Below are 12,081 nucleotides of genomic sequence, written 5' to 3'. Positions count from 1 at the left end.
TTGGAGAGGGGTATCTCTTGTGAGTTTTTTTCATGCTTGGGACTGCCCTTTGCCTTTGTTCTTTGAGCTTAATTTAACTAGATGAACTCCAGACATACGTTGGAAGCCAGGAAATAGCTTCATCAATACATATTCCATCCAGGGAAATCTCGTCAAGTATTGGTTAAAGTCTCCTGGAATATATAGTGATCGACACAACTGATATCTAGAGTCCCAAGTCTCTATTTCCTGAATGTTCCAAATTCCCCACTGGAATTTAGCACTCGTATGTTTGACTGCATCAAATCTGTGTCGAACTGCTAGCAAGAGTCGGGAAATTGCATCAAACACAATCCAAGAACCCGGAAATTGTTCTGCTAATGTAGCAAACAGAGTCTTGACCTGTTGCTCAGAAAAAAAAAGTAGCACTCCTTCGGCAATGAACAAGATTGGCCCATCTGTTGAAGCTTTGACTGACTCTATCCACCCTGTTTCCAACACTGAAGCTGAGATGAACTGACGGCGATCGCTTTCCTCAAAAAAGCTTTTTCTTACTGTCATTGCATCTGGTAAATCTAAATCAAACCAGCGCAGGCTGCCATTATCTAATCGCTCAAATCGGGTATTTAAACCCGCGCCAATTTCTACAACAGGAGTTTGGGGATACTTTTGCAGAAACTCGCTAACTATCTTGTCAAATGCTTTGCCTCGAATACACACCGCAGTTTGAGAGCTTTTCTCCTGGAAGAATTTCTGGAAGTCATAGTCAATTTGAGTCAAGAGTTCGGCAGCTTTTGGATCAGTTAGGATGGGATCGAGTTGCTTCATCTCAACCGCCCGTGCCCATAGTGTAATCAGCAGGGTCTCTTGAATAGTACCTAAGTTGATAGTTGTCGAATTCATGATTAGATTTTTGTTAAATTAGTGAACTGAAGTTTTAGCATTGAGTGATTAAAGCGGGATTTGATAAAGATTTAAATTGCAGAGCCTACAAGTAGAGCAACTCAGGTTAGTAAGGTGAGTTTTAGAGTTGTCTAAATTTTGTTAAAGTGAAGCATTACTGCCAACTGACTGGCTTGAAAGTTGATAAGGTCGGTATTCAATTAATCGAATGTTCCAAGGCCCTTTGATCTGATACATAATGCCGCGCCATTCTACTTTTCGCATCAATATCGCCGATACCACCGTGACTGCATAAACTAACTGTGTCAATGGAATTGCCACCAGAGTTTTTGCCATCATTTGGGCTGAAAATCGTGTCATCGATTCACCCCGCGCCCGAACCACTCGCCGCACAACATGCTCCACCAATACTAGTTGCACAGCCATTGCTAAGATGTAGCAGATGAGCCCACCTGTTATCCCAATTGCAGTACCCATATTGCTGTTAATTAACGCAATCAGTAGTAACGCTATTGTCAGTACAATAGCTAATGTGGACGTGAATACTTGCGTGACAATGAGTGGCCACTGAGGATTGTATAGCCGTGCAACTAGTAATTGGCGTGTAATAAAGCACAAGCATCGAGCTAAATTGCATTCCTCGCGATTGGGCATTATAACTGTGGGTACAAATTTTACTTTTAAGTTCATTGCTTGTAACGCTTTATGGATGGGGACATCGACGGAAACGCTTTGTTTCCATATCTCCAACAGGCGCGCTCGCTGCAAAACAGAAAGCCTCATTGCCATTGAGCCTCCCCAAGGGGCTTGGTGGATACACATAAAAACCACGGCTACTGTGTTCCATAGATATCGAACCAGCGAACCCCACTGTCCAGTTTGCGGCATATACCAACGATTTCCTGTAGTGGCTCCTACCCGCTCATCTATTAGGGGTACAACTAGTTCACGCAGCCAGTTCGGATGGGCGATGACATCAGCATCTATAAAAGCCACTACTTCATAAGAATCGTCTAGTACATCGATAGCTTGCACCAATGCACTGCCTTTGAGACTACAAGTGTTGTGCCGAGTAATTAAAGGGCTGACTTGAACATGTGTTGCTCTCTCTTGCTGGATCGTTTTGTTAACTATATTCCAGGCTGGATCTTGCTGACTATCAACGATGATGTGCAAGTTGTATTGTGGATAGTTTTGGTGGAGCAAGGCACGCACACAATCGCTTAAGAATGGATCGGCACCTCGTAAGGAAAGGATAACTGCCGCTTTAGGTAACAACTCGTCTTTGATAGTTTTCAAGCTTGGCAAGTAGAATGATGATATAAAAGCCAGTACATAAAATGTCTGAAGAACCACAAAAACTACCAAAACTCCAAAAATAGCGATCGCTAACTCGTTCATTGGTTTACCTCAAACTCATTAAAATTCTTTAATCGCTTTCAGCAGAAAAATAAAAAATCCTCGTATTTAGCCTTGATTACTTTATTGACACAGTGATTTCAAAGCATTAATTCTGCTAGGATAAGTGACAATGCAAAGGACAAAAAGTTGACGCAATAACAATCTTTCTCTTGCTTCAATTGTTTATCAGTGCAGCAATTTCGCCTCACTCTTGCAATCTGCATCATTAAGCAAAATCAGCATAACCTATCAAAAATAAATGAATAATTGTCTACACAAAATTAGTATTTATTAGGTCTAAAATATTTAAACTATCCCAAGCTTTTGAACCAAAAAATAAATTGCTTATACAAGCTTCAAAAAAACTAATTTATTACATTTTTCAAGTTTCTTTCTTCTAACTTGTATTGATACGCATTTTATGCCAATGAGATACTAAACTGCAACTCATATGCAACAAAATTGTAATCCCTGAATAAAATCAAAAATAAGTGTCAAAATAAACGAATATTGATAGGTCACAACTATGTTGCATGGTGTTGTATGAAAGTTGCATCTCAATTGACAAAATAGTCATTTCCTGTAATGCTCGACTTTAGTTCATTATGCTTAAATTTTCAAAAAAATAAGCATAATACGCTTTCACCTTTTGCTTTATATTTGCCAGTGGAAGAAAAGCCGCTGGCTTTTGATTGCAATAAAGACAAACTAATATCGAATGCGTGGATCTACGTAGGCATTTAAAATGTCAATTAAAATGCTTGCACCCACAACTATTGCTCCAAAAAATACCATGATTCCTTGGACTACAGGGTAATCTCGCTCTGAAATTCCTTGATATAATCTATTTGCTAAACCTGGCCAAGAAAAAGTTACTTCTGTCAAAATTGCTCCACCTAATAGAGAAGCAAAAGTTAATCCCAAGACAGTAATAACTGGGATCAAAGCATTTTTAAAAGCATGAGAAAATAAAATTGTCTTCTCAGGAATACCTCTTGCTCTGGCGGCTTCTACATAATCTGCTTTCATCGTTTGCTTTAAATTTACACGTACAATACGCTCAAAAATGCCACTCAGCAAAATTCCCAAGGTAAAACAAGGAAGAATGAGATATTGTACAGCAGTCAAGAATTGCGTGAAATTACCTTTTAAAAGACTATCTATGCTATACAATCCGGTAATAGTATCCGGTGCAGAAATAGTTGCAGGGTAGCGGGTTCCTAAAGGTAATAAATCGAACTGAACAGCAAAAATTAATTGTAATATCATTCCTGCCCAAAATATTGGCAGTGCATAGGTAATAATTCCAAATAATCTTCCTCCTAAATCCAAAGCTGTACCAGGACGGGAAGCAGAAATCACACCAACTGCAATCCCAACAATTAAAGCGATCGCAATACTATATATTGCTAATTCTGCTGTCGCTGGAAAATATTGCCAAATAATATCCCAAACTTGTTGTCCGCGACTAGAAATAGATTTACCCATATCGAAGCGCAGTAAGTCGCCTATGTACTTGAAGTACTGTAACCACAAAGGTAAATTTAAACCTAGCTGTTTTCGCATTTCTTCCTTAGCACTTTCTGGAGCCCGCGCACCCAAAATTGCATCAACAGGATCTCCAGGTGTTGCTCTTAGTAAAAGAAATACGATAGTAATGATCGTTAATAACTGAAGCGGAGCCAACAATAAACGGGCTGTGATGTAATATGTTAATGCTTTGGAACGGGACATAATAATTTTGGTAATGGGTAATGGGTAATGGGTAATGGGTAATGGGTAATGGGTAATGGGTAATGGGTAATGGGTAATTGGTAATGGGTAATGGGTAATTTTATTATTTATTAAACATTAGATATTACTTATTATTTATCACTGTTACCAATGGAATTTAAGTAGGCATTTAGCTTGGGAGATAATTCATCAATAATTGGTTTAATGATGTCTACTTGTTCACTTTTTAGTAGATTACGAGCATACGCTAGTCTCATCCAGTGAATTGTTTCATTCATAGAACCCCTGGCCATTTTGACAAAACGTTTATTGTCTTGATAATTATAACGACCCCTACCTTCTGCTATATTAGCTCCAATACTATCGACAGCACGCACAATTTGCTTGCCAATAGTATCTTTAGCAAAATCGTCCCATCTAATAACAATTTCCCAGATTTTATTAGCCAGCTTTTCTGCTAATTTATAAACCTGCAACTCTTCAAAATCAGGTCTCCCCATACCATCCTCAATTACCAATTACCAATTACCAATTACCAATGTTTTATTTTTTGAGATTCCTGTATATCAAAATTTGAGTGGGATCTAGTTGTACACCACTTATACCTGTTTGAGCAAATACATAATCTTTACTTTGCCATAGGGGAATGTAAGGGATATCTCGTACCAAAATATTTTGGATTTCTGCAAATATTTGCTTGCGTGCTTCGAGATTTTGTTCTTGACGTTGTTTGTCAATCAATTGATTCATCTGGGGATTATAGTAAAAAGAACCTTGAGATTGGCTTCCCCCATCTTCACATCCCTTTTCTGGTGAACCTTGATTACAAGATAGAAATGGCTGAATATAATTATCTGCGTCCAAAAAATCAGGATACCAATCAAGTAAAAATGTTGGATATAAGCCCTTGGCAATGTTTTTAAAAGCAGTGGTAGACTCTACAGTATTAATTTCAAATTGAAGAATACCATCCATTGTTTTTTTAGCAAGAGCTTTGATGACTATTGCTGCTAAACTCCGAGTTGGAGAACCAGAGGGATACCAAATTTCGACTTTAGCTGGATTATCTTGGGAAAAGCCAGCTTTGAGCAGCAATTCTTTGGCTTTTTGAATATTTCCATCACCATATTGCTGTTGAAAAACTGGTTGATAATCACTGAATGCTTTGGGGATTAAACTATAAAGTGCTTCTGCTTGACCATACAAGACTCGCTCGTATATTATTGGTCGATTAATCATTGCCGCGATCGCACTTCTGACTGCTGGATTATCTACTGGCTTTTGATTGCGGTTGATAGCCAGATAACTGACCACATTACCTTGATTAGGAATCGCTTGCCAAAACCCTTTTTTTGCACTCGCTTCCAAACTGCGAACTTGATCTGGATCCATACTTAAGCCAGCCACATCCACAGCTTTTTTACGGAAGGCGTTATATAAATTCACACCACTGCTAAGAATTTGGACATTAATACCTTGATTTAATGGTTTTTCTCCCCAATATTTGTCAAATACATCAAACTGCAATGAGTCAGGGCCGAATTTTGCTAATTTGTAAGGGCCAGTACCAATAAAAATATTTGGGGTAAATTTTCCTTCGCCAATTTCATAAGCTTTTGGCGATACAGGACAAACACCAGCAAAAGCCAGCAATGATGGGAATGCTGCAAATGGCTTTTTCAGCTTTATTGTTAATTCGTATTCGCTTGTAGCTTTTGCCGACTCTACCACATCTCCCAGCAAGAAAGCAGGTTTACCCTTATTTTCGATAAAGCGGCGTATAGTAAAAGCCATGGCTTCGGCGTTAAAGGGAGTTCCATCGTGAAATACCACTCCTTGACGTAGGGGGATGGTATAAGTCAAACCATCTGGGCTGACTTTTGGGAAGGCGGTAGCTAACTGCGGTTTAATTTCTGTGCTTCCTGGTTCATAAGTGTAGAGGCGATCGCTCATGTTATAAACCAGTGATAGTGATGCCAATTCATAGGCATCAGCTGGATCTAGAGTACGTGGTTTTAGTGTTGTACCAACAGTAATACGACCATCACCAGATGTTAATGTGGTTGTCTGTGGATTAGTACTACAACTTACAACTACAAATAAACACAAACAAACAGTAAGTACTTGTGTTATCTGCACCCATCGTCTAGCAGACAAAAAAGACCAATGCATAATTATGGATAATATGAAATTTTGGTATGAATGGTTTGTAATTTTACTACATAACTTCCAAAATAATGTTACGGTTTGGCTTTTTGGATGTGAACTTCCATTATCATCACGCACAATCACACTGGAAAATGGGTGTGGGAGTGTAAGGGTATAGGGGTTGTAGGAGCAGTTAAATTTTCATACTTGGTTGCGGGATTGTCCCATGATTGACTAACTTGAAAAAGATCACAAGAGAAGGGAAGAAAGTTTTTCCATTCGTTATTGATATGTACAGTTGATGATAGCTACTTAATTAAGTACACAAATATTTTCACTATTCCTTATTCCCTATTCCCTATTGCCTAATTTTGAATTTTATTAGCTTTTTTAAAATTAGATAAAAAACACATTGCTTAACATCTCTTAATAAAAGACAATGTTTAATTTAATTAAAATTACAAAATAACAAAAGCTAGTCTTAAATTCGGATTTGATAGAAGAAGAGGTTTGTTAGGTCTTAGTAGAACAGCTTGATCGTGCATCTTCGCAAATGTAGAAATGATTGAGGAGGAAGTAACAGGCAAAGGGGCACAGAGGGAGTAGGAACTTTTAATCAACTTTACTCCTTGCTCCAAACTCTATGACTTTGCATGTCAGATTTATGTGTCCTCTTTGTAGTTTCCACTCTTTTTTGATCCAATAGCTATAATGTACAAACCTCAATTTATACATATATAACTGAGGTTTTCACGGTATTGCTAATAACTAATCTTGAAGAATCTAACAGCGAGACAAAAAGTGTGAAGTACTTCTTTTTATCTGAAGGATGGACAATTGGTAGAGTTTGGGCATCTGAAGGACTTTGGCAGATAACTGCATGGCGACGCCAACCAGATATTCAACGTATGAATATTTGTCTGTTAGAAGAAGGCGAAGTCATGTGGCTCTACCGAGTAGAAGATGCTGTGATCACCGTAGAAGTGAAGCCAATCACATCACCCCAAACAGGTGTATCTAGTCAAGCGATCGGTCAAGTTATACTGAGGCGGTTAATGAGTGCAGAGCAAGTAATAGAGCGCTTGGAGACTGCTTCAGCTAGATGTCAGCTACAAAGTCATGAATCAGTGGTGCAGTAATTATTAGGGGGAAAAGGTAAAAGGGTAAGGGGATGGAATTTTCCTTTTGCCCTTAGCCTTTGTGGTTATATCCAAGATATTTTTGAAGTGTTAATTTTTTGTTACAAATTATAACCAACAACCAACAACCAACAAATAACTACTATCCACTAACCAGTTACTAACCCTAAATGCCTTTATACCCTTGCAAACAGCTCCATCAATAGTTACACTTTTTTAAACATTCTCATTTTTGCTTGGCGATCGCGACCTTGGGATCAAACGCCCCCAAATGTTGTTGATTGCTTAAGTAACCACGCTGTCTGACTTTTAAGACCAAGCTGTGGAAAATTCAAGCTCTGGCAATAAAAAAAACACAGAAAAATTGCTTTGTAAACAAACTCATCGAGGAGGAGCGTAGTCGATGGGACTACCTTGGTACCGAGTACACACAGTCGTTCTGAATGATCCAGGACGACTGATTTCTGTACACTTGATGCACACAGCGTTGGTGGCCGGCTGGGCTGGTTCAATGGCTCTATACGAACTGGCTATTTATGACCCCAGTGACCCAGTTCTCAATCCCATGTGGCGTCAAGGTATGTTTGTGCTGCCATTCATGGCACGCTTGGGTGTCGTAGGCTCTTGGGGTGGCTGGAACGTAACTGGCGCTGCCAACTACGACCCTGGTTTTTGGTCATTTGAAGGTGTAGCCGCCGCTCATATTGTTCTGTCTGGTCTATTATTCCTAGCTGCTGTTTGGCACTGGGTTTACTGGGACTTAGAACTGTTTCAAGATCCCCGTACAGGCGAACCTGCTCTTGACCTGCCAAAAATGTTTGGTATTCACTTGTTCTTATCTGGTCTTCTTTGCTTCGGTTTTGGTGCTTTCCACCTCACAGGATTGTGGGGGCCTGGAATGTGGGTTTCCGATGCCTACGGCTTGACTGGTCACATCGCACCAGTTGCGCCGGAGTGGGGGCCAGATGGCTTTAATCCGTTTAATCCTGGTGGTGTTGTAGCTCACCATATTGCCGCCGGGATCGTAGGCATTATTGCTGGTTTATTCCACTTGTCAGTACGACCACCCGAAAGGCTCTACAAAGCTCTGCGGATGGGTAATATAGAAACCGTACTTTCTAGTAGTATTGCTGCTGTATTCTTTGCTGCTTTTGTCGTTGCTGGAACCATGTGGTACGGTAGTGCCACTACTCCAATCGAATTATTTGGCCCTACTCGTTATCAGTGGGATCAAGGTTACTTTAAGCAAGAGATTCAGCGTCGCGTACAGGCAAGCCTTGCTTCTGGTGCTAATCTCTCAGAAGCCTGGTCACAAATCCCTGAAAAATTGGCATTCTACGATTATGTCGGTAATAGCCCCGCTAAAGGTGGTTTATTCCGTACAGGCCCAATGGTGAAGGGTGATGGGATTGCTCAGTCTTGGGATGGTCATCCAGTATTCAAAGATGCTGAAGGTCGGGAATTAGAAGTACGTCGTTTGCCTAATTTCTTTGAAACCTTCCCTGTAATTCTGACTGATAAAGATGGTATCGTCCGCGCTGACATTCCCTTCCGTCGGGCAGAATCTCAAAACAGCTTTGAGCAAACTGGTGTGACAGTTTCCTTCTACGGTGGTAACTTAGATGGTCAAACTTTCACAGACCCTGCTGATGTGAAGAAGTGGGCCCGTAAAGCTCAATTGGGCGAAGTCTTTGAATTTGACAGAGAAACCTTAAACTCTGATGGTGTATTCCGCACCAGTCCCAGAGGTTGGTTTACCTTCGGACATGCCTGCTTTGCATTATTGTTCTTCTTCGGTCATATCTGGCATGGCGCTCGGACAATTTACCGAGACGTGTTTGCTGGTATCGACCCAGATTTGGAAGAACAAGTCGAATTTGGTGTGTTTGCGAAAGTGGGTGACTTGTCCACCCGCAAGAAGGAAGCTGTCTAAAGCTTGAGAAGATTAGGGATTAGGGACTAGGTAATTTCCTAATCCCTACCTGAGTGTATACTATAAATTACTGCCGTGAGACACACGGTGGATGCTTGTAAAGGGTACAGTCAATTGACTCCCAGTGAAGCAAGAATCTCATAGGTATGGTGCTATGAGAATGTCAAATTTCTAGATATGCAGGGGCTTGTGATATGGAAAGCGTGGCATATATCTTAATTTTGACTTTGGCAATTGGAACTCTTTTCTTTGCGATCGCATTCCGCGAACCTCCTCGCATTGAAAAGAAAGAGGATTAATTTTTTGTTGCCAAATTTTTGATATCGATCCTTAGAAACAAATAACCGCTGTTACTTATTCAGTAGCGGCGGTTATTTATTTAGAACTATTTTGACAATAGGGGAACAGGAAACAGGGAAAGGGAAGAAGGAAAATCTCGATACAAAATAATTCTCCCTAGTCCTCCTTCGCCCCCTAATCCCCGACCGGGGACCGGTGAGTTCCCCCTTCTTCCCCAACTTTTACATAAAAACATTTGATATCTGATATAATTTGCTATCTGTGAACTAATGTGCGCTAAGTCAGCTTTTCTGCGCTAGGATGGTTAAGGATGTAGGTGTAGACATCCTATGTCACCCTTGCACATACATCGCGCTTGTGGCAAAACGATTACGGAGACTAAAAACCAGGAAACAATCAGCATGGTCAATCAGAAATCAACCGCTATTACCGAGATTGGGTTTACTCACGAAGAATTCGCAGCTTTACTGGACAAATACGATTATCATTTTAGCCCTGGTGATATTGTACCCGGTACGGTTTTCAGTATAGAGCCACGCGGCGCTCTGATTGACATAGGTGCCAAAACCGCAGCATATATACCGATACAAGAAATGTCTATCAACCGGGTAGACAGCCCGGAAGAAGTTTTACAATCAAACGAAACACGGGAATTTTACATACTCAGCGATGAAAATGAAGAGGGACAATTAACTCTTTCCATTCGTCGTATAGAGTATATGCGAGCCTGGGAGCGAGTGCGGCAGTTGCAAGCAGAAGATGCTACTGTTCGTTCTGGTGTATTTGCTACCAACCGTGGTGGAGCTTTAGTGAGGATCGAGGGATTACGTGGGTTTATTCCCGGTTCTCATATCAGCACTCGCAAGCCCAAAGAAGATTTAGTAGGTGAAGAACTACCACTGAAGTTTTTAGAGGTAGACGAAGAACGTAACCGCTTGGTATTATCTCACCGCCGTGCTTTGGTTGAGCGTAAGATGAATCGCCTCGAAGTTGGTGAGGTAGTAATCGGTACTGTGCGTGGTATTAAGCCTTATGGCGCCTTTATTGATATTGGCGGCGTCAGTGGTCTATTGCATATTTCTGAGATATCCCACGAACATATTGATACACCTCACAGCGTTTTTAACGTCAATGATGAAGTGAAAGTTATGATCATTGACTTAGATGCTGAACGGGGTCGGATATCTTTGTCTACAAAGCAACTGGAACCCGAACCGGGTGATATGATTAAGAACCGCGATCTAGTTTATGACAAAGCCGAAGAAATGGCTGCTAAATATCGCGAACAACTATTAGCTAAACAGCAGGGTAATACTGCTGCACCTAATGAAGCTGTTGAAGTTCCTGTAGCTGCTGTTGAAGAAGAAATTCCCGCCGCTATTGAAGAAGAAATTCCCGCCGCTATTGAAGAGTAATGTATTTCTCGTCGTAGTTATTAGCAACGATGTTATAAAGATAAAAAGTTATCGGGCAAAGAGGGATTGATTTTCCCTCTTTTTTTGTATCAGTTAATAGGTCTTTTGTCCAACCAACAAACAACCAATAACAAACAACAAATTAGGAGTAGTCTTTTGGTAACTATTAAGTGTAAAAACTTCACATTCTCCGATATCCAAGCTATTTTATTTGATAAAAATGGTACTCTCGAAGACTCAGAAGTGTTCTTGCGATCGCTTGCTCAAAAAGCAGCAAGAATCATAGACGCACAATTTCCCGGAATCGGGGAACCATTGTTAATGGCGTTTGGTGTGAATGGTGACACTCTCGATCCAGCAGGTTTGGTATCAGTCGCAAGTCGTCGAGAAACAGAAATAGCCGCCGCCGCATATATAGCCGAAACTGGACGGGGATGGTTTGAGTCATTGAAGTTAGCACAGCAAGCTTTAGCAGAAGCAGAAAAATACGTTGGTAAAACTCCCTCACCTTTATTTGTTGGTAGCTTGGAAGTCCTCCAGTATTTATCACGAGCAGGATTAAAACTTGGCATTCTTTCAGCAGCAACAACTGCTGAAGTCCGAACATTTGTGGAAAATCACCAATTGAGTGATTATATTCAGCTAGAAATGGGAGTAGATGAAGGGCCAAGTAAACCAGATCCAGTGTTATTTTTACAAGCTTGTGAAAAACTGGGAGTAGAACCTGGCGTGACACTAATGGTAGGAGATTCTGCGGGTGACATGCAAATGGCACGTAACGCTAATGCAGCTGGTTGTGTTGGTATTACTTGGATAGGTAAACCAGAAAATGTTGCAGGTGCGGATGTGGTGATTAATCAACTCGATGAGATTGAAATTTTATGATTTCTTTGTGGGGTTCCCAGTCCGCGTCTTGGTGTCTTTGTGGTAAAAAATCTTTTTTGAAACACTAAGACACAAAGACACAAAGAAGAAAATAGTCTTGTTTACTGAGATTTGGGTTTAGTTAATCTTCTCTGACTCACATAATTTGTTAATCGACAAAAAAATCCGAAATTCGTCTCAATAGGTATTTATTTCATTTTGTATTGTATTTCGGATTTGTACTAACAGGTGAAGTAGAAGATGG

At 40.4% G+C, this 12,081-nt stretch carries 10 protein-coding genes; 5 read left to right on the top strand and 5 right to left on the bottom strand.

All coding sequences use genetic code 11. The features are described 5' to 3' along the window. Nucleotides 1-30 precede the first annotated feature (30 nt). The 5 genes from UYK_RS0110890 to UYK_RS0110870 form a co-directional block, all read right to left on the bottom strand. Nucleotides 31-882 (bottom strand): class I SAM-dependent methyltransferase, encoded by an 852-nt coding sequence (locus UYK_RS0110890; protein ID WP_009459476.1) that lies wholly within the window; start codon nucleotides 880-882, stop codon nucleotides 31-33. A gap of 141 nt (nucleotides 883-1,023) precedes the next feature. Then, a complete protein-coding gene (locus tag UYK_RS0110885; protein ID WP_009459477.1) occupies nucleotides 1,024-2,283 on the bottom strand; it encodes a glycosyltransferase family 2 protein in 1,260 nt (419 codons plus the stop codon). A 708-nt stretch (nucleotides 2,284-2,991) separates the two neighbouring features. After that, complete coding sequence (locus UYK_RS0110880) at nucleotides 2,992-4,017, bottom strand: ABC transporter permease (RefSeq protein WP_009459479.1); 1,026 nt, start codon at nucleotides 4,015-4,017, stop codon at nucleotides 2,992-2,994. Between the two features lie 131 nt (nucleotides 4,018-4,148). Beyond that, the gene (locus UYK_RS0110875) at nucleotides 4,149-4,517 is read right to left on the bottom strand and encodes a four helix bundle protein (protein ID WP_009459481.1); all 369 of its coding nucleotides are present in this window, start codon (nucleotides 4,515-4,517) and stop codon (nucleotides 4,149-4,151) included. Nucleotides 4,518-4,560: 43 nt separating this feature from the next. Then, nucleotides 4,561-6,189, bottom strand: coding sequence for an ABC transporter substrate-binding protein (locus UYK_RS0110870; RefSeq protein WP_016871398.1), 1,629 nt, complete (start codon nucleotides 6,187-6,189; stop codon nucleotides 4,561-4,563). 779 nt (nucleotides 6,190-6,968) lie between these two features. Between UYK_RS0110870 and UYK_RS0110865 the strand changes: the two genes are divergently transcribed. From UYK_RS0110865 to UYK_RS0110850, 5 genes are all read left to right on the top strand, one after another. Beyond that, on the top strand, nucleotides 6,969-7,304 hold the full coding sequence (locus tag UYK_RS0110865; protein WP_016871397.1) for a hypothetical protein: 336 nt from the start codon (nucleotides 6,969-6,971) through the stop codon (nucleotides 7,302-7,304). A 403-nt stretch (nucleotides 7,305-7,707) separates the two neighbouring features. Beyond that, complete coding sequence (gene psbB / locus UYK_RS0110860; protein ID WP_009459486.1) at nucleotides 7,708-9,237, top strand: photosystem II chlorophyll-binding protein CP47; 1,530 nt, start codon at nucleotides 7,708-7,710, stop codon at nucleotides 9,235-9,237. Between the two features lie 194 nt (nucleotides 9,238-9,431). Next, entirely contained in the window at nucleotides 9,432-9,536 is a 105-nt protein-coding gene (locus UYK_RS25010) for a photosystem II reaction center protein T (protein WP_009459487.1), read from the top strand. 402 nt (nucleotides 9,537-9,938) lie between these two features. After that, nucleotides 9,939-10,952, top strand: a complete 1,014-nt coding sequence (locus tag UYK_RS0110855) for a 30S ribosomal protein S1 (RefSeq protein WP_009459488.1) — start codon at nucleotides 9,939-9,941, stop codon at nucleotides 10,950-10,952. A 156-nt stretch (nucleotides 10,953-11,108) separates the two neighbouring features. Then, a complete protein-coding gene (locus UYK_RS0110850; RefSeq protein WP_009459489.1) occupies nucleotides 11,109-11,837 on the top strand; it encodes an HAD family hydrolase in 729 nt (242 codons plus the stop codon). Nucleotides 11,838-12,081: the final 244 nt, after the last annotated feature.

Origin of the sequence: Fischerella thermalis PCC 7521 (assembly GCF_000317225.1) — a bacterium.
Classification (GTDB): domain Bacteria; phylum Cyanobacteriota; class Cyanobacteriia; order Cyanobacteriales; family Nostocaceae; genus Fischerella; species Fischerella thermalis.
The sequence above is the reverse complement of the archived record's forward strand: the minus strand, read 5'-3'. Positions and strand labels throughout refer to the sequence as shown.